This is a genomic window from Gracilibacillus massiliensis, assembly GCF_001458115.1.
Taxonomy (GTDB): domain Bacteria; phylum Bacillota; class Bacilli; order Bacillales; family Amphibacillaceae; genus Gracilibacillus; species Gracilibacillus massiliensis.
Map to the genome: position 1 here is coordinate 82,056 of NZ_CZRP01000012.1, position 22,533 is coordinate 104,588.

Annotated in this window: 20 protein-coding genes; 19 read left to right on the plus strand and 1 reads right to left on the minus strand. The window is 35.5% G+C overall.

Annotated features, from left to right (window positions below; all coding sequences use genetic code 11):
• The first annotated feature begins 61 nt into the window (after nt 1-61).
• A complete protein-coding gene (pyk, locus tag BN3107_RS08005; RefSeq protein WP_058307119.1) occupies nt 62-1,822 on the plus strand; it encodes a pyruvate kinase in 1,761 nt (586 codons plus the stop codon).
• Between the two features lie 339 nt (nt 1,823-2,161).
• Nucleotides 2,162-2,554, plus strand: coding sequence for an FxsA family protein (locus tag BN3107_RS08010; RefSeq protein WP_058307120.1), 393 nt, complete (start codon nt 2,162-2,164; stop codon nt 2,552-2,554).
• Here the strand turns inward: BN3107_RS08010 and ytvI are convergent.
• Nucleotides 2,535-3,659 (minus strand): sporulation integral membrane protein YtvI, encoded by a 1,125-nt coding sequence (gene ytvI, locus BN3107_RS08015; protein ID WP_058307121.1) that lies wholly within the window; start codon nt 3,657-3,659, stop codon nt 2,535-2,537. The genes BN3107_RS08010 and ytvI overlap by 20 nt on opposite strands.
• Nucleotides 3,660-3,751: 92 nt before the next feature.
• Between ytvI and BN3107_RS08020 the strand changes: the two genes are divergently transcribed.
• The 17 genes from BN3107_RS08020 to BN3107_RS08100 all read left to right on the plus strand — a co-directional run bounded on the left by BN3107_RS08020 (nt 3,752) and on the right by BN3107_RS08100 (nt 22,362).
• Nucleotides 3,752-4,222: a DUF441 domain-containing protein gene (locus BN3107_RS08020; RefSeq protein ID WP_058307122.1), complete on the plus strand. Its 471-nt coding sequence runs from the start codon at nt 3,752-3,754 to the stop codon at nt 4,220-4,222.
• Between the two features lie 178 nt (nt 4,223-4,400).
• On the plus strand, nt 4,401-5,516 hold the full coding sequence (citZ, locus tag BN3107_RS08025; RefSeq protein ID WP_058307123.1) for a citrate synthase: 1,116 nt from the start codon (nt 4,401-4,403) through the stop codon (nt 5,514-5,516).
• A gap of 57 nt (nt 5,517-5,573) precedes the next feature.
• Complete coding sequence (gene icd, locus BN3107_RS08030; RefSeq protein WP_058307124.1) at nt 5,574-6,839, plus strand: NADP-dependent isocitrate dehydrogenase; 1,266 nt, start codon at nt 5,574-5,576, stop codon at nt 6,837-6,839.
• 819 nt (nt 6,840-7,658) lie between these two features.
• On the plus strand, nt 7,659-8,354 hold the full coding sequence (locus BN3107_RS08035; RefSeq protein ID WP_058307125.1) for a response regulator transcription factor: 696 nt from the start codon (nt 7,659-7,661) through the stop codon (nt 8,352-8,354).
• 1 nt (nt 8,355) lies between these two features.
• Nucleotides 8,356-9,735, plus strand: coding sequence for a two-component system histidine kinase PnpS (pnpS, locus tag BN3107_RS08040; RefSeq protein WP_058307126.1), 1,380 nt, complete (start codon nt 8,356-8,358; stop codon nt 9,733-9,735).
• A gap of 129 nt (nt 9,736-9,864) precedes the next feature.
• Nucleotides 9,865-10,860, plus strand: a complete 996-nt coding sequence (gene hflK, locus BN3107_RS08045) for an FtsH protease activity modulator HflK (RefSeq protein ID WP_058307127.1) — start codon at nt 9,865-9,867, stop codon at nt 10,858-10,860.
• Complete coding sequence (gene hflC, locus BN3107_RS08050) at nt 10,844-11,776, plus strand: protease modulator HflC (RefSeq protein WP_058307128.1); 933 nt, start codon at nt 10,844-10,846, stop codon at nt 11,774-11,776. The genes hflK and hflC overlap by 17 nt, the downstream gene beginning before the upstream one ends.
• A gap of 99 nt (nt 11,777-11,875) precedes the next feature.
• The gene (gene polA, locus BN3107_RS08055; RefSeq protein WP_058307129.1) at nt 11,876-14,515 is read left to right on the plus strand and encodes a DNA polymerase I; all 2,640 of its coding nucleotides are present in this window, start codon (nt 11,876-11,878) and stop codon (nt 14,513-14,515) included.
• 18 nt (nt 14,516-14,533) lie between these two features.
• Nucleotides 14,534-15,361 (plus strand): DNA-formamidopyrimidine glycosylase, encoded by an 828-nt coding sequence (gene mutM / locus BN3107_RS08060; RefSeq protein WP_058307130.1) that lies wholly within the window; start codon nt 14,534-14,536, stop codon nt 15,359-15,361.
• A gap of 69 nt (nt 15,362-15,430) precedes the next feature.
• Entirely contained in the window at nt 15,431-16,021 is a 591-nt protein-coding gene (gene ytaF, locus BN3107_RS08065; RefSeq protein WP_058307131.1) for a sporulation membrane protein YtaF, read from the plus strand.
• 92 nt (nt 16,022-16,113) lie between these two features.
• Nucleotides 16,114-16,713: a dephospho-CoA kinase gene (gene coaE, locus BN3107_RS08070; RefSeq protein ID WP_077065078.1), complete on the plus strand. Its 600-nt coding sequence runs from the start codon at nt 16,114-16,116 to the stop codon at nt 16,711-16,713.
• Nucleotides 16,714-17,026: 313 nt separating this feature from the next.
• On the plus strand, nt 17,027-17,404 hold the full coding sequence (speD, locus tag BN3107_RS08075; RefSeq protein ID WP_058307132.1) for an adenosylmethionine decarboxylase: 378 nt from the start codon (nt 17,027-17,029) through the stop codon (nt 17,402-17,404).
• An 800-nt stretch (nt 17,405-18,204) separates the two neighbouring features.
• Nucleotides 18,205-18,594 (plus strand): hypothetical protein, encoded by a 390-nt coding sequence (locus BN3107_RS08080; RefSeq protein ID WP_058307133.1) that lies wholly within the window; start codon nt 18,205-18,207, stop codon nt 18,592-18,594.
• 21 nt (nt 18,595-18,615) lie between these two features.
• Nucleotides 18,616-19,080: a transcriptional regulator NrdR gene (gene nrdR / locus BN3107_RS08085; protein WP_058307134.1), complete on the plus strand. Its 465-nt coding sequence runs from the start codon at nt 18,616-18,618 to the stop codon at nt 19,078-19,080.
• A 22-nt stretch (nt 19,081-19,102) separates the two neighbouring features.
• A complete protein-coding gene (locus tag BN3107_RS08090) occupies nt 19,103-20,470 on the plus strand; it encodes a replication initiation and membrane attachment family protein (protein ID WP_058307135.1) in 1,368 nt (455 codons plus the stop codon).
• 11 nt (nt 20,471-20,481) lie between these two features.
• Nucleotides 20,482-21,417 carry a primosomal protein DnaI gene (gene dnaI, locus BN3107_RS08095; protein WP_058307136.1) on the plus strand — a complete coding sequence of 312 codons (936 nt, stop codon included), beginning with the start codon at nt 20,482-20,484 and terminating at the stop codon, nt 21,415-21,417.
• A 93-nt stretch (nt 21,418-21,510) separates the two neighbouring features.
• Nucleotides 21,511-22,362, plus strand: coding sequence for a putative sporulation protein YtxC (locus BN3107_RS08100; protein ID WP_058307137.1), 852 nt, complete (start codon nt 21,511-21,513; stop codon nt 22,360-22,362).
• Nucleotides 22,363-22,533: the final 171 nt, after the last annotated feature.

Sequence of the window (22,533 nt, forward strand, 5' to 3'; positions counted from 1 at the left end):
TAGTAATCATCGCAGTAACATTAGTCGAAATAGGATAGACAAGACTAAAGGAGGAAACAAAATGAGAAGAACAAAAATAGTTTGTACAATAGGACCTGCATCAGAGTCAGAAGAAAAGTTAGAACAATTAATCGAAGCAGGTATGAATGTTGCCCGTTTAAACTTTTCGCATGGTGATTTTGATGAACATGGTGCGAGAATTGAGAATATTCGTAAAGCAGCCAAAAAATTAGGTAAAACAGTAGCTATTTTATTAGATACTAAAGGACCTGAGATTAGAACAGGCACATTAAAAGATGGAAAAGCTGATATCCAAAGAGGAAATACAGTTTATGTTTCCATGGATGATATTGAAGGTAATGAAGAACGTATTTCTGTTACATACCCACAATTAATTCATGACGTGCACGTTGGATCAAAATTGCTATTGGATGATGGATTAATCGCATTAGAAGTAACAGATGTTTCAAAAGAGAACAATGAGCTGAAAACCGTAGCATTAAATTCTGGTTTATTAAAAAACAAAAAAGGTGTAAACGTACCTAATGTAAGTGTTAATTTACCAGGTATTACCGATAAAGATGCGGCAGATATTAAATTTGGTATTGAACAAGGTGTAGATTTCATTGCGGCATCCTTTGTTCGACGTGCATCCGATGTACTGGAAATTAGAGGATTATTAGAAGATAATAATGCGACACACATTCAGATCATTCCTAAGATTGAAAACCAAGAAGGTGTGGATAACCTTGATGCCATTTTACAAGTAAGTGATGGATTAATGGTTGCTCGTGGTGATTTAGGTGTTGAAATTCCACCAGAAGACGTACCACTTGTACAAAAGGAAATGATTTTTAAATGTAATAATGCAGGTAAACCTGTTATTACTGCAACACAAATGTTAGATTCGATGCAACGTAACCCTCGTCCAACAAGAGCTGAAGCTTCGGACGTTGCCAACGCTATTTTAGACGGAACAGATGCTATTATGTTATCCGGTGAAACAGCAGCAGGTGACTATCCGATTGAAGCAGTAGAGACGATGAGTAATATTGCTAAGAAGGCAGAGACTGCAATAGATCATAAAGGTATGCTAGATTTACGTTCTAAAGCATCTGATATGACAATTACAGATGGTATTAGTCAGTCTGTAAATCATACAGCAATGAATTTAAATGTAGATGCGATCTTAACACCAACCGTAAGTGGATTTACGGCTCGTATGATTTCCAAATATCGCCCAGAGTCGCCAATCATTGCGGTAACATTTGATGAACAAGTAAGTAGAAGATTGGCATTAGTATGGGGTGTAGAAACCATAGTAGGTACGTTACTGCATACAACGGATGATGTATTGGAAGAAGCAATTGAACGAGGACTGCAAACAAACCACTTTAAACGTGGAGACCGTGTGATTATCACTGCAGGTGTTCCTGTTGGTGAAAGTGGTACAACCAATCTTATGAAAATTCATGTAATTGGGGATGTACTAGCTAAAGGTCAAGGCGTGGGAAAAGGTAGTGCCTATGGACGTGCTGTTATTGCCAAAGATGCTGAAGAAGCAAAATTAAAGATCCAACAAGATGATATTATCATCACGTATGGCACAGATAAAGATATGATGCCATCAATCGAAAAAGCGGGTGGTATTATTACAGAAGAAGGCGGCTTAACTTCTCATGCAGCAGTCGTTGGTCTTAGTCTTGGTATTCCAGTAATTGTTGGAGTTGAAAGAGCTCTAGAATTAATTACAGATGGACAAGATATCACAATTGATGCTTCAAAAGGTGATATTTACGCTGGACATGCAAGCGTTCTGTAATGTTATGATAACAAATTAGAGAAGAAGCCTGTCTTCTTCTCTTTTTTATACCTTAGGGAAAAATTTGAATGTGCAAAGTATAAGGTAAATTATGAATAAGATATTAATTTGATATATAAATAAATGTGCTTCACTGGATAATGCATGCTCTTGACGGGATATGTTCTTCGCTTCACGGGATATGAAGACTTATCCTGTGAAACGATCACTATTTCCCGTGAAGACAATCGTTTATCCCGTCAACAGAAGTACTTATCCCGTAAATAGAATCCAATTTTTTACAATGTTGAGCGTAGTCAAGGTTCGGTAACGTGTTTCAACAAGAAAAGGGGGACAATCATGTTTCGGTGGTTACTATTATTTATTTTAGTCGTTCCAGCTTTGGAAATAGGCCTATTTGTTTGGGCAGGAGGCTATATTGGTCCATGGTGGTTAATCCTGTTAATTATACTAACAGGGATAATCGGCGCCTGGTTAGCGAAACAACAAGGCTTAGAAACTCTTCATAATGCCAGAGAATCAATGGCAAAAGGCTATCCGCCACAAGAACGTATATTTGATGGAATTTGTATTTTAATTGGTGGCGTTGTCTTACTAACGCCTGGATTTATTACAGATGCGATTGGTTTTCTGCTGCTAATACCAGTGACAAGAAGACCATTTAAAAATATGTTTCAAAATATTGCACGTAAATGGGTGGAAAATGGCAGGTTCAAAGTTTATCGACGTTAACATTATTATATTTGATATATTGCCAAATAATATGAAAGAGCTTGGCTTCACTGCAAGCTTTACTTATAAAGAGAATAACGGGTCCGATCCATATTCCTTTTACACCAAATAATTGAAACCCTAAATAAATAGCAAGTATCGTTAATATCGGATGTATGCCAAGCGCAGTAGCAACAAATTTGGGTTCTAATATTTGCCTTAAGAAGATCACGAATAAATATAAACTAAATAAACAAATGGCAAGAGTTGTTTCACCTGTCATAAACAAAAAAAGTGACCATGGGATAAAGATAATTCCTGTGCCTAAAATCGGAAATATATCAACAATTGCTAAAATAATCGCTATCGTAAAAGCATGTTTAATTTGGAAAATAGACAATCCGACTAAAATAATGAGGAAGGTAATGAATATGAGCATTAATTGTGCTTTCATATATTTCATTACCTTTTCTTTCATTTGTCGAGAAATATTCGATGTAAGCTTTATGTATGAAATGGGCACGGTTTTCAAAAGATACTGGTAGAATGTGTCCCAATCTTTACAGATAAAAAATGTACATAAAAAAGAAAAGATAAGAATGGTCATGGACCCAGGTAAGTTCGCCATTTGACTACCAATCCAATTTAATATGATTTCTAACAGATAGGCGACTTGATCGGCAAGACTAATGCTAATTTCGCCTAACTGTTCTTCTATTAATGTATGTTGTTCAGAAGGAAGATTATGTATATATTGGTTAACCTTCTGAATAATAGGGTGAATCCATTGATTAAAATTTTCGGTCACTTCTCTTACTAAAAACTGAAGATGGTTAGGGATCCATTTTGTTAAATAGATAATCCCTTGTAGTAACTCTACTCCAGCAACAAAAAGCAATAATGTGGAAACTAGAATTGCACTCAAGATCGTAAGAATGCAGCTTAATACATATGGCACTTTGAAATGAAAATGAAGGAACCGAATAATAGGAAGTAACAATACTGCGAATAGACAAGCTAAAAAGAGTGGGAATAAATATTGAATAATGAAATAAATTGCTAGCAAGGCTAGACTAATTATGAGTAGTAAATATGTTATTCTGAATAACATTTGTTTGTTAGGCATGGAAGTAGCCCCTTATGAGTGAATTTTATTTTCAAAAAACAACGACAGTGTGGTAAGATATAGTTTGGTTATTGAATGATGGAGGATAGATCATGTTAAGTAGTTCAACCGTATTTTTACTTATTTTATTTCTGCTTGGTTACATTGCAAAAAATCAGGCAATAATGGTGGCCGTCTATATTCTATTTGGAATGAAATTATTAAAAATCGATGATAAACTCTTTCCTTACATCCAGGATAAAGGAATTGGCTGGGGAGTTATCATTATAACCGTTGCAGTTTTGATACCAATCGCAACAGGTGAAATCGGTTTTAAAGATTTGCTGCAAAGTGTGAAGTCATATCATGCTTGGGTAGCTCTTATTGCAGGTATATTTGTAGCGGTTGTTGCAAGACATGGACTCACATTACTAGCAGATGATCCACAAATAACAACAGCCTTAGTGCTAGGTACAATTATTGCTGTGGTAGTATTCCAAGGGGTGGCTGTCGGTCCATTAATTGGAGCTGGGATTGCTTACGTTATTATTAAATTATTAGAATCCATTCCATTTATAAAGTAATCTACATAGTACAAGCTATGAATAAAAGCAATTTTATATGATTAATTTTAATCGTTTTCATTTACTATCTTTTTTTGTTTGTTTATAATAGTCATGGGGATGTTCAATAGCAACAAGTGTTTATCACTTAGAACTTTTAAGCTAAAAGCAATATGGATAAGAAAAGGAGAGGGATGTTATGTCAACAACGAAAGGACTTGAAGGGGTAGTAGCAGCTGAAACAAAGGTAAGTTCCATCATTGATGACCAGCTGACATACGTTGGGTACACCATTGATGATCTAGCTGAGAATGCTAGCTTTGAAGAAGTTGTTTTCTTATTATGGAACAAAAGACTGCCAAACAAACAAGAATTAGCAGATTTTGAAAAAGATTTATTTGATAATATGACAATACCAGAAGCGGTTGTCGAACATTTTAAATCATATGATATACATAGTGTTCACCCAATGGCTGCTCTTAGAACAGCTATTTCTTTGTTAGGATTATATGATCCAGAAGCAGATGATATGAGCGAGGAGGCGAATCAGCGAAAAGCAGTTCGCTTGCAAGCAAAAGTAGCAGCAGTTGTAGCTTCTTATTCACGTGTGCGAGATGGTAAAGAAGTAGTTCAACCTAAAGCAGGATTGAGCTATGCGGCTAATTTCTTATATATGTTAAATGCAGAAGAGCCAAGTGATTTAGAAGTAGAAGCAATTAACAAAGCGTTAGTGCTTCATGCGGATCATGAACTAAATGCTTCCACTTTCACTTCAAGAGTGTGTGTTGCGACATTATCTGATATGTATTCAGGCATTACGGCAGCTATTAGTGCTCTTAAAGGACCATTACATGGTGGAGCAAATGAAGCAGTTATGACCATGTTAAATGAAATTGGTGAAGTAGAAAATGCCATTCCATATGTAAAAGAGAAAATGGCAAACAAAGAAAAAATAATGGGCATGGGCCACCGTGTTTACAAAAGTGGCGATCCACGTGCCAAACATTTGAAAAAAATGTCTAAGGAACTTACGGCACGTCATGGAATGGAAAAATGGTATGAAATGTCTGTGAAGATAGAAGATTTCATTAAAGAAGAAAAAGGTTTACCTGCAAATGTTGATTTCTATTCCGCGTCCGTGTACCATAGTTTAGGGATCAAACATGACTTGTATACACCTATTTTTGCAATGAGTCGTTTCTCTGGTTGGATTGCACATATCCTAGAACAATATGAAAACAACCGTTTGATTAGACCTCGTGCAGAATATGTAGGTCCACAAAAACAAACTTATGTGGACATTAATAAACGTTAACCATTTTCTTTATGAAAATGATATAAATATTATTGAAATATAGGAGGAATTTGAATTATGGGTGAAAAAATTACAGTAGAAAATGGTGTTGTGCAAACACCTAATAAACCGATTATCCCTTTTATTGAAGGTGACGGAACTGGACCAGACATCTGGGCAGCAGCAAGCCGTGTATTAGAAGCATCAGTTGAAAAAGCATATAACGGTGAAAAAGGTATTGAATGGAAAGAAGTTCTTGCAGGTCAAAAAGCATTTGACAAGACTGGTGAATGGTTACCAGAAGAAACGTTAGATGTTATTCGCGAAAACAAGATTGCAATTAAAGGACCTCTTACAACACCAATTGGTGGAGGAATTCGTTCTTTAAACGTAGCATTACGTCAAAAGTTAGATCTTTTTGCATGTCTTCGTCCTGTACGTTGGTTTGAAGGAGTTCCATCTCCAGTAAAACGTCCAGAAGATACAGATATGGTAATCTTCCGTGAGAACACAGAAGACATTTATGCAGGTATCGAATGGCAAGAAGGATCAGACGAAGTGAAAAAAGTAATCAACTTCCTTCAAAATGAAATGGGTGTTGAAAATATTCGTTTCCCAGAAACTTCTGGTCTAGGAGTGAAACCTGTTTCTAAAGAAGGTACGACTCGTCTTGTACGTGCAGCAATTGATTATGCCATTAACGAAGGACGTAAAAGTGTAACATTAGTCCACAAAGGTAACATTATGAAATTTACTGAAGGTTCTTTCAAAAACTGGGGTTATGAAGTAGCTGAGAAAGAATATGGTGATAAAGTATTCACTTGGGCAGAATGGGAGCGCATCGTAGAAAAAGATGGTAAAGATGCTGCAAATAAAGCACAAGATGAAGCAGAAGCAGCTGGACGTATTATTGTAAAAGATTCAATTGCTGATATCTTCTTACAACAAATTCTAACTCGTCCAAAAGAGTTTGATGTAGTAGCAACTATGAACTTAAATGGTGATTATATTTCTGATGCACTAGCTGCACAAGTTGGCGGTATCGGTATTGCACCAGGTGCGAACATTAACTATGAGTCTGGACATGCAATTTTTGAAGCTACACATGGTACAGCACCAAAATATGCAGGTCTTGATAAAGTGAACCCATCTTCAGTAATTCTTTCTGGTGTATTGATGCTTGAACACCTTGGATGGAGAGAAGCAGCTGAATTAATCCTTAAATCAATGGATAAAACAATTGGTTCTAAAGTTGTAACATATGACTTCGCACGTCTAATGGACGGCGCAACAGAAGTTAAATCATCAGAGTTTGCTGATGAATTAATCAAAAATATGGACTAAGCAAAAACAGTCCTCATTATCTACAAAGAAGTAGAGGTAAAATAATTCTATAATTAAAAAAATCCAAACGATTAATCGTTTGGATTTTTTGTGCGTATTAGGAACATACTGCGCAATAACCGATGTGTATGTATTAACCAAAGTGGTAATTTTGAAATGTATTGTCAGATAAACATCCGCTCCGGCTGCCCACTTTCCTTTCCGTGGGGTTTTACCTTCAGCTAACTTTTTAAGCAAAGAACGCTAAAAAAGTGGATCTTCAGGTAAAATGTTCCCACAGGAGTGAAAGTGGGCGGCCTACGCTTATATATTTGTTCTACAACTGCTGTGACATATAGCATTTTGAGTTGTTATATTATTATTTCTTTTTTCACATAATAGAAATGGCATAATGCTACCTCATGCTAGCGTTGTAGAATATCAAATTAGCGTAGGCGTCCGCTTCAACTCCTACGGCACGTTTTTATCCGAAGATCCACTTTGGCAAGCGGTTTTTGCTTTCCAAAGTTAGCTGAGGAGAAAAAGCCGTGGAAAGGGAAGCGGACAAGCCGTAGCGGTTTCTACGCACAAACATTATCTCAAAATTACTACATCATTTATTGCGCAGTTTCCTGATATTACGCACCGATAAAAACTACATAAGACATCTCATTATTACTACCAAGCAAAGAATTACTGCTCAGCATTTTGTTAATGGAAGGTAAAGGAATGTAAATAAAATTTTACAAGTATTATGCATTTTTGTAGTATATATCTATTCACAATATCTGCTAGTCCATGTATGATAAAGTTAATATAGATAAAAGATGGGGTGCTTTGATGGAAGAGAAGGTATTAATTGTAGATGACGAACAATCTATTGTAACCTTATTACAATACAATATTGAGAAATCCGGATTTAAAACAGATACTGCTTTTGATGGGATAGATGGTTTGCAAAAAGCAAGTAGCGGAGAATTCGATCTTATTATTTTAGACCTCATGTTACCAGGAATGGAAGGTACTGACGTATGTAAGGCGTTAAGACAAAAACAAATAGACACACCAATCCTAATGTTAACAGCTAAAGATGATGAGTTTGACAAAGTTTTAGGATTAGAGCTTGGTGCAGATGATTATTTAACCAAACCATTTAGTCCTAAAGAAGTGGTCGCAAGAATAAAAGCAATATTGAGACGATCTAAAACGCGCGAGAGCAGTGAAGATCAACCTTTTATCAAAATATCTGATCTGTTAATTTATCCACAACAATACGAAGCTACTATAAAAGGGGATGCACTTAGCTTTACTCGAAAAGAATTTGAATTGTTGCATTACCTTGCAAAACACAAGGGTAAAGTCTTATCACGTGACCAGTTGCTAAGCGCCGTATGGAACTATGACTTCGTAGGTGATACCAGGATAGTGGATGTACATGTTAGCCATTTGCGTGAAAAAATTGAACCAGATACGAAACATCCAGTTTATATCAAGACAATTAGAGGTCTAGGTTATAAAATGGAGGAACCTTACTAAGATGGATGCCAAACAAAGAATAAATCTGTTTTATCGCTACATATTAATGATTGCATCAGTATTTATTTTAATTGGATTTGTTATTCTTCCTTTAACAGCTGACGAAGAGCAATTTTTTGTTTTAATTTCTTTAATAATCGGATTTATTATATTATTAGTTTTGATTTATCACATGTTTGAAAACTATGTACGTCCGATCAGAGCTTCTATTAATGTGACAAACGAACTGGTTAAAGGAAATTATAATGCTCGTACATATGTAAAACCACACGGTGAAGCACAGCAGTTAAGTAACGCGATTAATGTATTAGCACGAAATCTTCAGGAAATGACGATCCAAGAGAAGATGCAGGGGAGTCAGTGGAAGACCGTCTTAAATAATATGGAAAGTGGCCTAATGTTAATTGATGAGCGGGGTTATGTACACTTAATTAACCGTAAATTTATTGGAATGTTTGGGAAAAAGTCTGTCGATTATATAGGTTATTTATATTATGATGTGCTTGAAGATACAACAATACATAAGGTTGTCCAGGAAACTTTTCTATATGAAGAAAAGATGAATGGAAATATAGTAAAAACCATAAAAAAAGAAAAACATTACATTGAAGTTGTCGGAGCACCAGTGATTAATGATGTGAAAGATTTAAAAGGCGCTGTGCTTGTGTTTCATGATATTACGGACTTGAAGCGAGTCGAAGAGATGCGAAAAGATTTTGTCGCAAACGTATCGCATGAGTTAAAAACACCGATAACATCGATACGCGGTTTTGCAGAAACATTGTTAGACGACGAATCACCAGATGAAGAAATTACCAAGCAGTTTCTAACCATTATTTTAAAAGAAAGTACTAGGTTACAATCACTAGTCCATGATTTGTTGGAACTATCCAAGATAGAAAAGGAAGAAATGAAACTTAATACTAAGTTAATTAATGTTGATGAATGGTTACAAAGTAGTTTGACTTTGATTGAACAGCAGGCTAATGCAAAGTCGTTACAGTTCACTCAGGAAATTCAACCTAATATCCACTTCTACGGTGATCCGGATCGGTTACAACAAGTACTATTAAATTTAATGTATAATGCCATTAATTATACAGGTACAAACGGAACTGTATTTTTAAGAATAAAAGAATTAAATAATGAAATTGAAATACAAGTAGAGGACACGGGTATTGGTATTCCAGAAGAAGCGACACAACGAATATTCGAGCGTTTTTACCGGGTCGACCGAGCTCGGAGTCGGAACACAGGTGGAACGGGACTTGGTCTAGCAATAGTAAAACATATTGTCGAAGCACACCAAGGTAATATCAGTGTGACCAGTGTAGAAGGAAAAGGATCATGCTTTACAGTTAAAATACCAAAAAAATGGTGAAAGAAATCTCTTATGATTTCTTTCACCATTTTTATTTATGTTTTATGAAACTTATAGAATAGTTATTACGTAATAAGAGTATATATGGTACATTTGCATAGGTGTAAAGTAATAAAAGGGGGAAATGAGATGACATTGAAGCAAATCTACAGCTGGATTGGTATCATTGTAGCTGTAGTTGTCTTAGGTTTGTTCGTCGCGACGAGTTGGTATACCGTTGATGAATCGGAACAAGCCGTATTAATAACATTTGGAGAAGCGGAAGAGGGAACAACAGAACCAGGTCTGCATTTTAAACTGCCATGGCCTATTCAAACAGTAGAGACTTTATCAAAAGAAACTTTTAGCTTAAACTTCGGCTATGATCCTGAGCAAGCAGAAAGTGCGGATGTAGTTCGAATGATTACCGGTGATGAAAATATTTTACAAGCGGATTTAGTCGTTCAATGGAAAATTATTGAACCTAGTAAGTATTTATTCAATTCAAATGACCCACAACAAGTTCTTTATAATGCCACATCAGCTTCACTTAGAAGTATTATTGGTTCTTCTACGATTGACGACGCCTTAACAGATGGGAAAGCAGAAATTGAAAATGAAGTATTGGATTTATTAGTAAGTCTTATGGAAGATTATGAAGTAGGGATTGCGATTCAAGATGTAAAGCTACAAGAAGTAGATTTACCTAACGAGGAAGTGCGTCAAGCTTTTATGAAAGTAACCGATGCACGAGAAACGATGAATACCAAGAAAAACGAAGCAGATAAATATCGTAATGAAATATATGAAGAAGCATTAGGGGAAAAAGACGCAATTATCTCTCGAGCTGAAGGTGACAAAATTGAGCGAATCGAAACAGCGCGTGGTAATGTCTCTGCGTTCAATGCTTTATATGATGCATATGAAGATAGTCCTGAGATTACAAGACAACGTTTAGTACTTGAAACGTTAGACCAAGTCTTACCAGAGGCAAACATTTATATTATGAATGATGATGGAAATACGTTGAAGTATTTACCTTTAGGTCAGAATGGTTCTACACAAGCATTACCTCCAGCAACAGATTCTTCTGATGAGGAAAATTCTGATGAAGAGGAGGCTGAAAATAATGACAGAGAACAATAATGTATACGATATGAAAAAAATGACACCAAAAGAGATACGCCGCATGATAAAAATGGGTGTAGCTATTTTACTGACGATTGTTTTAATTATTGTATTTATCAGTAGTATGTTTATCGTAAAAGAAGGGGAATACAAAGTAGTTCGTCAATTTGGGGAAGTGGTACGTATCGAAGACAACCCCGGATTGAAATTCAGAATTCCTCTCTTACAATCTATTACTACTTTGCCTAAGAAAAAATTAGTTTATGATGTAATGGAACGAGAAATTAATACGCTGGATAAAAAACGTATGATTATAGATAATTATGCGATATGGGAAATAACGGATCCAGCTTCTATGATTGCAAATGCTCGTACGGAATTGGGTGCGGAATCACGAATGGGTGAATTTATCTTTTCTGTGATTCGTTCAGAATTAGGTTCAATGGATTATGATGAAATCATCAATGATGAAGGAAGCACGAGAGGCGATTTAAATGAACGAATTACTGATCGTGTCAATACATTATTAGAACGTGATAATTACGGTATACAAGTCGATGACGTTCGTATTAAAAGAACAGACCTACCTCAAGAAAACGAGCAATCCGTTTTCAACCGGATGATTTCGGAACGTGAATCACAAGCACAACAATATTTATCACAAGGGGAAGCTGAAAAAAGCAGAATTACCGCAAATGCGGATCGTGATGTAACAGAGATGCTTTCTAAAGCGAATGCTGAGGCTGAAGAAATTCGTGCAGAAGGGGAATTAGAAGCAGCGGAAATGTATAATGTCGCTTTTGAACAAGACCCTGACTTTTATCAGTTGTACCGAACGTTAGAATCCTACAAAGAAACAGTTGACGGTGAAACAACGATTATTATCCCACAAGGTTCACCATATGCGGATATCTTGCTAGGTTATTATGAATAAAACAGGAGCCAGGCGACCTAGCGTTGCCTGGCTTTCTTTATTGCTCACAAACATGGTAAAATAGATGCAATGGATTGAATCGAAAAGGAGATCGGTAATATGACAAACAAGCTAATATTAATTGATGGGAATAGCATTGCATATCGTGCTTTTTTTGCTTTACCTTTATTAAATAATGATAAAGGCGTGTATACCAATGCTGTCTATGGTTTTACTACGATGTTATTGAGAATTCTAGAAGAGGAACAACCTAGCCATATGCTTGTTGCCTTTGATGCAGGTAAAACAACATTTCGTCACGAAACATATAAAGACTATAAAGGTGGAAGAGAAAAAACAGCATCGGAATTAAGTGAACAATTTCCAATATTGCGTGAACTATTAGACGCTCTAGCGATTAAACATTATCAATTAACGAACTATGAAGCAGATGATATTATCGGTACGATCGCCAAGCAAGCAAAAGATAAAGATTTTGAAGTTAAAGTGATCTCAGGAGATAAAGATTTACTGCAACTTGTATCAGAAAAAGTCGATGTACGCTTAACAAAAAAAGGTATTAGTGAGGTTATGACCTATACTCCTGAAACGCTAAAAGAAGACATGGAAGTAACGGCAGAACAAATCCTTGATCTTAAAGCATTAATGGGAGACAAGTCAGATAATATCCCAGGGGTACCAGGTGTCGGTCAAAAAACGGCAGTCAAACTATTAAAACAATTTGAAACTGTAGAAAATCTTTATGATCATTTAGACGAAGTTTCCGGTAAAAAACTGAAAGAAAAATTAGAAAACAATAAAGAAGAAGCCTTTATGAGTAAACAACTTGTTACCATTAATCAAGATTCACCAATTGAAATTACGACAGATGATACGAAATATCAAGGTTATCAAGAAAAGAATGTAAAAGACTTCTTTAAAGAATTAGGTTTCAATTCGCTATTAAATCGAATCGACGGTGAGGAAGAAGAGACCGAAGAAGTACAAGCATTAGAAGAAATAGAGTTTCAAGTAATATCAGAAGTGACCGAAGACATATTTACAGGAATCGATGCGTTTGAGATCGAAATATTAAATGAAAGCTATCACACAGAAAAAATGATTGGCGCTTCAATTGTCAATGAAAAAGGAAAATACTTTATTCCTATCAATGTTATCGAAGAATCAGAAGTGTTTAAGAAATGGGCAGAGAACGACCAACAGAAAAAGTATGTATTCGATGCCAAAAAAATTACGGTTTTACTGAATCGGTTATCGATTGCGATCAAAGGGATTTCGTTCGATATTTTGTTAGCTTCTTATTTAATTAATCCATCTGAGAATAACCATGATGTACCAGCTATTAGCCATCGATTTAATGAAAAAAATATCCTGTTTGATGAAGAAGTATACGGTAAAGGTGCAAAAAAAGGATTACCTACCGAAGAAAAAAAATGGCAGGAACACATTGTTCGTAAGACAAATATGATTTATCAGTTAAAAGGCCAAATGGAACAAGCTCTAGAAGAGAACAAACAGTTATCTTTGTTAATGGATTTAGAATTGCCTCTTGCTTTAGTACTCGGTGAAATGGAAGCAACAGGTGTGAAAGTCGATGTACAGCGCCTGAAAGATATGGGTGAGGAACTGAAAGAACGACTAGACACGCTAGAAAAAGAGATTTATGAATTGGCGGGTGAAACATTTAATATCAATTCACCAAAACAATTAGGTCCGATCTTATTTGAAAAATTAGAGTTACCAGTTGTTAAAAAAACAAAGACGGGTTACTCAACCGCTGCAGATGTATTAGAACAACTGCAAGGCAAGCATGCGATTATTGATAAATTGTTATTGTACCGTCAATTGAAAAAGCTAGATTCTACCTATGTTGCCGGCTTGCTGAAAGTGATTCATAAAGATAGTAGTAAAATTCATACTCGTTTCAACCAAGCGTTGACGCAAACGGGAAGATTAAGCTCGATTGACCCTAATTTGCAAAATATCCCGATTCGTATTGAGGAAGGACGGAAAATCAGACAAGCATTCGTACCTTCAAAAAAAGGTTGGAAAATGATTGCTGCCGATTATTCTCAAATCGAATTACGAGTGTTAGCTCATATCGCCAACGATGAAAAGCTACAAGCAGCATTTAAAGAGGACAAAGATATTCATACACAAACGGCAATGGATGTCTTTCATGTGAAAGAAGAAGACGTAACATCCAATATGAGACGTCAAGCAAAAGCGGTAAACTTTGGAATCGTTTATGGTATTAGTGATTATGGACTTTCCCAAAGTTTAGGTATTACGAGAAAAGAAGCAAAGACCTTTATTAGTCGTTACTTGGATAGTTACCCTGGTGTTCAGGAATATATGAAAGAAATTGTTCAAGAAGCAAAACAAAATGGCTATGTAACCACGATTATGAATCGGAGACGTTATTTGCCAGAGATCACCAGCCGTAACTTTAACCAGCGAAGCTTTGCTGAAAGAACCGCTATGAATACGCCGATTCAAGGTAGTGCTGCAGATATTATTAAATTAGCAATGATCGAATTGGATCACCAATTAAAAAAAGAAAAGTATCAAGCAACACTTCTGCTGCAAGTACATGATGAGTTGATATTAGAAGTACCTGAGGAAGAATTAGCAGACATTTCAAAACTAGTTGTCGATGTGATGGAACGTGCAATTGAGTTAAGTGTGCCTTTGAAAGTCGACGTAGAATATGGAGAAACATGGTATGACGCAAAATAAAGAGTAGGAGTTTTTAAGATGCCAGAATTACCAGAAGTAGAGACAATTAGGCAAACGTTAAAGCAATTAGTAATCGGCAAAAAAATAAAATCAGTCGATGTATTTTGGCCAAAAATTATTCAAGAACCAGATGATCACCATCAATTTATTGAATTGATAAAAACCCAGACGATTCATGACATCAGGAGAAAAGGGAAATTTTTATTATTTGATCTGGATCAACACGTGTTAGTATCACACTTGCGTATGGAAGGGAAATATGGCGTTTTTTCCCATGAGGAAGAGTTAATTGCTCATACGCATGTCGTTTTCCAATTTACAGATGGCACCGATTTACGTTACCGGGATGTCCGTAAATTTGGTACCATGCATCTGCAAGAGAAAGGTACAGAAACAGCCAAAAAGCCGCTTCTTTTACTAGCAAAAGACCCATTAGAAGCAGATTTTTCACTTCGTACCTTTCAAGAAAAAGTTCAAAAAAGTGAACGAAATATTAAAAATATATTATTGGATCAATCCGTAATTGCAGGTCTAGGTAACATTTATGTGGATGAAACATTGTTTTTAGCAGGTGTTCATCCTTTAACAAAAGGGTTTCATTTATCAGATGAAAAAGTAATTCATATTTTAGAGGCTGCCGTCGTCACGCTAAAGGATGCCGTAAAACAAGGCGGAACGACAATCCGATCTTATGTGAACTCTCAAGGGCAAATCGGAATGTTTCAACAACAATTAAATGTATATGCTCAAAGCGATAAAGCATGTAATCAGTGTCAGGATATTATCATGAAGATTAAAGTGAATGGAAGAGGAACGCACTACTGTCCAACTTGTCAACCACTTTAATGCATCACATCTTTTCTCATTACTCCATATAATACAGAAAATAACTGTGTGAAGGAGTAATGAGAGCAGATGATGTTAGCCTTAATTATCATAGCGATTAGCATTGATAGTTTTCTGGTAGCATTTACTTATGGGTTGAGAGAATTAACGTTACCATTAAGTGAAATGCTGAAGATATCAATAACTGTAGCAACCGTATTTGGAATATCGATGATCATTGGTGATGTATTATCGTCGATCATTTCCATTCAATCCGCCGAGATGGTTGGTGGATTTATTTTGGCCATGGTTGGTGTCCTTTTGTTAACCACTTTAGTGGAAAAGAAAAAAAAGAAGAAAAAGATACCTTTTTTAATTAAAATTCTTAAAAAGCCAATGGAAGCAGATATCGACCATTCTGGTAAAATTAACGGAATAGAGCCGTTTTTAATAGGTATCGCGTTATCGTTAGATTCGTTTGGTGCGGGTATAGGTGTATCGATATTAGGTGCTTCCCCTGTCATTACTTCTTTATTTGTATTTGTGTTAACTTCTTTATTTCTTATAGTTGGTGTCTATACTGGGAAATATTTTGCTAATATCAAAGGAATGAAGAAGGTTTCCATTCTACCAGGGTTTTTACTTATTGTTATAGGTATTTGGAAGATGGTAATCGTATAAAGTAGTACATTTGATGGATCGAGCAGCTGTACTCGTTTTACCTGCTCTTTCTTATTTAAAAGATCGGACAAGCTAAAAAAGAGGTGTATATCTTGATTATTGGATTAACTGGTAACATCGCAACCGGAAAATCAACAATCAGCAATATGATACAAGAGAAATACTCCATCCCTGTTATCGATGCAGATAAGGTTGCTAGAGAAGTAGTGGAGCCCGGAGAGAAAGCTCTACAAACAATAGCAGAAACCTTTGGGGAAGGTATACTTTTAGAGGATGGTACTCTCAATCGTAAACACTTAGGAGAAATTATTTTCCAGGACAAAACAAAAAGAGAAAAATTAAATGCAATTGTCCATCCAGCAGTGAGAGTGAGAATGGAACAGAAGAAAAAGATGTTTCTTCAACAAGGTCACAATTTCATCGTGTTAGATATACCGCTTTTGTTCGAAAATGACTTAACGTATCTGGTTGACAAAACCATTGTTGTGTATACGACCGAGGATATTCAATTGAAACGCTTAATGGAACGTAATCAATTCACAGAAAAAGAAGCGCAAAATCGAATGAATGCTCAAATGGATATCGATAATAAGCGTGCAAAAGCAGATGCTGTCATCGATAATAGTGGAACGATCGAAAGTTCAGCTGAGCAATTAGATACGCTTTTAAAAAAATGGGAAGTATTAGATTAACATTGTAAGTGTTTAATTTGTGTTGTCATTAAAATTTAACTTGTCAAATTCGACAAAAGTAGATATAATCTTTTTGCACATCTTTTCTAGCTGAATCATCTTCAGATAAATAAGTAGGCATAGCGAATACTTTAAAAAACCTTCACTGTTGGAAGTCCTGCTTTATTATATGGTAAGCTAGTACAAAGATCTTTTGGATAATGTGGTTAGATTGAATGCTTAAAGGGTTAGGACCTCTTTGGACTAACTTTCCCCCGTGGCATCTCATGCAATATTATTCAAAGGAACTTGTGAATATAAGGGGGAGTTACACATGGATACAATGGGTAGACACGTAATAGCAGAATTATGGGAATGTAATCTGGATTTATTAAATGATATAGAAACTTTAGAAAAAACGTTTGTGAATGCTGCGCTAAAAGCTGGTGCAGAAGTTCGTGAGGTTGCATTTCATAAATTTGCACCATTTGGTGTAAGTGGTGTGGTTATCATTTCTGAATCTCATTTAACGATCCATAGTTTTCCGGAACATGGTTATGCAAGTATTGATGTTTATACGTGTGGTGACATGATTGATCCACATGTTGCGGTAGCCTATATTGAAGAACAATTAGAAGCCAAATCGACTGAAAAAATAGAAGTTCCCAGAGGAATGGGAGCAATTCAATTAAAAAATATAAAAGCACAATAAGAAGCCAGGATAAACTCTGAATCCAAACGTTTTATCAATTAAACGTTTGGATTTTACTATTACCAGCTTTCGGACATAGATATTTTTCTTCACGTCAAAACGATATATGGCGCAATAACAAGCTACTACACTATAAACGATGTAGTAATTTTGAATTGAATAGTGTGCTTGCATATCGTTCCGGCCGATTGCTTCGCTTTTACCACAGGCATAAGTCAACATCTGTTCAAGCAAGCTTTCAAAGTGTTTCCTATACCGCAGGGACGGCCTCAGCTAATTTTTAAAACTAAAATAAATTTTAGTTTTAAAAATGGATCTTCAGCTCGTACTGTTCCTGCAGGAGTCTGCGCAATCGGCCTCCACTATATGAATGTTCTACAATGCTTGTGACAGCTAGTATTAGAAGCTGTTACTCCAATCAACAATTTTTCAAATGATAGAAATACCATAATGCTCCTTCATGCTAGCGTTGTAGCATATCAAATTAGCGCAGGCGTCCGCTTCCACTCCTGCGAGAAGTTTTTATCCGAAGATCCACTTTTTAAGCGCACTTTGCTGAAAAAGTTAGCTGAGGAGAAAAACCCGCGGAAAGGGAAGCGGACAAGCCCGAGCGGTTTCTAAGCAGAGATATAATTTCAAAATTACTACATCAATTATAGTGAAATAATCATAAAAACTATTTTGTTTTAAACTCATTTCTAAAGAAAGAATTTCGCGTAACAGATAGTGATTAATCGTTTTCTTTGCTAAAACGTGTTAAAATGTATAGTAATAAAATACATAACGAGGTGTAATAATATATGTCATTCCGTAACACGTTAAATAAGAATTTTAATAATCACTCAGAAACAAGAGACAAACATTGGGATCCAGCTTTGCAGACCCATTACTTTAAAACAACAAAAGATAAAGCATTTGACAAATTAGAGCCACTATTCAGTAATATGAAAGAATGCCAAATTGTTGGTATTTCTAAAGAACATGGAGAAATTAGTTTTAACTACAAAGCAGGACGAAAAGTATTTATCATTATGACTATTATCATGGTAAAACCTTATCGGACAGCAATCGATATTTCAGCTACAACAGAATCAGCTATACCATTTGACTTTGGTTATAGTCATAAATTAATTCCAAAGCTTTATGCTAAAATAAAGAAAGAGTTAGATTTCGTCGGTACGAAAGAATAAAGAAACGAAGGATGATTAAGCTTGCGGTGTCCACATTGTCATTATAAAAATACTAAAGTATTAGATTCGAGACCAATTGAAGAAGGTCGCTCCATACGTCGAAGAAGAGAGTGTGAATCGTGTGATTTTCGCTTCACAACATTTGAGCGAATTGAAGAGGTACCTTTAATTGTCGTGAAAAAAGAAGGGACAAGAGAAGAATATAGTCGTGACAAATTAATGCGCGGCTTAATTCGAGCATGCGAAAAAAGACCGGTAGCATTAGAACAACTTGAGAATATTGCAGTTGATATTGAGACAGAATTGCGAAATCGCGGGACATCTGAAGTACAAAGTGATGATATCGGTGAAATGGTGATGGATCGTCTAGCAGATGTGGACGAGGTAGCCTATGTGCGCTTTGCATCTGTCTATCGACAATTCAAAGATATTAGTGTGTTTTTGGACGAGTTAAAAGATTTAATTCGAAATGACAAGAATGATTGAGGTATAGAAAGGAGACATATACATGGGATTAGGCGATATCGGAAAAATACTACCTTCAGAATTATACAGTGTCGATACTTCCCAGGAACTATCCCTTTTCTATACAAACTCGCTGACACATCTTTATCAACCTCTAATCGGTATTGACGCTATGTCACTCTATCAAACACTTTATACAGAGTCTACATTAAATTCGGACTACCAGACCCATCATATGCTAATGAATTATATTGGTTTACCGCTTGATCGAATTTATCGAGCAAGAAGGAAACTAGAAGCGATCGGTCTATTGCAAACTTTTGAAGAAACAAACGAAGAACAAAAGGTCTATCAATATCTTATACATCCACCGCAATCTGCACATCGTTTTTTTGAGAATGATTTTTTAAGCCATTTGTTATACCATCAACTCGGTAGTGATAAATACAAAAAAATAAAACAAGCCTTTGTAAAACAAGAACATAAGAAAAATGCTCATAAAGAAACAACCGCTCGTTTTGAAGAAGTTTTTCAATTAGTCGATCAACAGCCAAGTCCAACACAATTACAATCCCATGAAAAAGAGATGGAAGTACCTATAGGAGAGAAAGTAGACTTTGAATGGTTAGAACAAATTTTGAAACAGCGAATGTTACCAGTAGAGCAAATCTTAACGGTCTCAGCAAGAAAATTAATTAATCAAATGTTTGTAGCATATGACTTAACCAATCAAGATATCGAAAAAGCATTAATTTGGTCGATTAACGATGAGAATCAATTGTTAACCAATGAATTTAAGAATGCATGTATGGATTTAGTACGTGCAACGAAACCGAACGTTTCTTTACATGTTGCCTCAGATAAACAAAAAGTAGCTGCAGAGAAACCAAAGAATCCATCTAAATCGAAAGCAGACCAATTCATTGAAATGTTAGAACACATTTCGCCAAGGCAATTATTGCAAGATCTTTCGGGTGGTAATCAACCATCACAACATGATTTAAAAGTAATCAGTGAAGTAATGACAAACCAAGGACTTAATCCAGGGGTTATGAATGTATTACTGCACTACGTTTTATTAAAAACGGATATGAAGCTATCCAAAAGTTATTTAGAAACAATAGCAAGTCATTGGGCACGTAAAAATGTGAAGACAGTAAGACAAGCGATGACATTAGCAAAATCAGAAAATAAAAAATACCAACAATGGACAACTACATCTAAAAATAATAAGCGCTATTCGAATAAAAATACTAAAAAAGACATTGTGCCAGATTGGTATAAAAAGCAAAAACAACAAACTTCGAAAGAAAATAAACAACCAGATTCTACAGAGGAAAAAGAAAGAAAAGCAAAAGAAGCAGATGAAATGCTTGCACAATACCTAGCGCAACAAGCTAATGATGAATAAGGGTGATCGTCATGGAACCAATCCAATCAGCCATGAAGAAATGGATGAATTCGAATAAAAAAATCAGTGATAACTTTAATCAACAACGAATGAATGTTATTAATGATCCTGAAATTAGACAAAAACTTAGTGATCATGTTGAATTAGATGAACAGGATATTAATCGTCATTTGATGAAGTTATATGAATACCAACAAGCATCTAAGAATTGTCAGGATTGTCCGAACTTAGATGGATGCAAAAATATACTAAAAGGCTTCACCCCTCATCTGGATATTGATGGAAAATCAATTTCCTTACGATATGAAAAGTGTAAAAATAAAGTACATGAAGAAGCACAAATTGAAAAAGAATCATTAGTAAAAAGTTTATACATTCCAAAACAAATTAAATTAGCTAAATTAGAGAATATGGATGCTTCTTCCTATGAGCGGAAAGAAGTAATTAAAGAAATTATTGAATTTGTCCAAAATTATTCGAGTGGTACATTTCACAGAGGTTTGTATATTCATGGGCAATTCGGAACAGGGAAATCCTATATCTTAGGTGTAATTGCAAATGAATTAAAAAATCGATCCGTTAATTCCGCTATTATTTACATGCCAGAGTTTGTACGTGAAATGAAAGCATCGATTAAAAATGACAGTCTTCAATCCAAAGTGGAACGATTTAAAAAAGTAGACGTATTAATGTTTGATGACATTGGTGCAGAATCGATATCACCGTGGTTTCGTGATGAGATCCTTGGTGCGATTCTTCAATATCGAATGATGGAGGAACTGCCTGTATTCTTTACATCTAATTATAATCTAGCACAACTCGAAGATCATTTGTCCACATCTAATCGAGGCGATGTGGAAACAATTAAAGCTGGCCGAATTATCGAACGTATTACACAGTTAAGCAAGCCGCTTGAATTATCCAATCGTTATCGATCAAGTGAATAATAATAACTTCTGTCTAATCTTAGGACAGAGGTTATTTTTTTTGCTTATCACCCATATAATATATCAGTTTGATGGTGGTGAGGGTGATGAGACTTGTTGGAAGTATATTTTGAACAAGATACGGAAGCGAATCTGTTTTATCAGTTATTGAAACAAGAGAAAGACAAGTGGAACGCGGTACGTAAACGAGTAAAAAGGACACTTATTCAATTAAATCCTGTCGTTGAAATGGACTGGGAAGAGGAAAAAAGACATTTAGCACCATTGTTAAGTTTGGTTTTTATTCAGTGTAGGGAACTAGCGATGATTCGACATATACTTAGGAAAAAATATTATTTCTCAAATGAAGATGAAATTGAACGAATTACCTCAATCGCCAGATCCTTGTTAGAAAAAGATGAAACAGTGTATGAAGATCGAATTCATCAACATGAACTTCGAGATATATTAACTACTATTTTCACTTTGCAAATCGATGAAAGCTTTGTCCGGTTTGATTCAATTATTCATTTCCGTTTACATCATTATGTGGATCAATTAACCGAAATGGTGGGACTGGCAATCGATGAATTTAAGCGAGAAGAAGAGTATCAAGAATTTATTCATTCGATTAGAGAGTTTATTAAGAGGAAATTGCCAGAAGAAGAGGTGGTTCATGTAGTACAAGGGGGAAGTTTTCAATTTTACCGAGATAATGGTGTCCAATATACGATGGAAGATCTAAAGGATTTGAAAGCCCGCTTTCCATTGTTTATATTTGGCTTAGAAAAAGAGGAATGGGATATATCACCATTAATTATGTTAGCTCCATCTCGTATTTATCTATACGGTGAGGACCAATCAGAAACAAGAACTCATACGATTATGACTATTTTTCAGGAAAGATGTAGTTTTTATGCAACGGATTACTTTCCATTTTTACTGCCAGATCAAAAAGAATCTTGATTTTTTTTCTGAGTATCGTTATAATAAATCGCATAACAATAAAACTTGCGTTGAAGAGGACAAGATTGTCTGTACGGCATACTATAAGAGAAGGGAAGCCACGGCTGAAAGTTTCCTGTATGACCACATGCAATTACCCCCTCTGAGCACTACTATGGAACGCTTATGCAA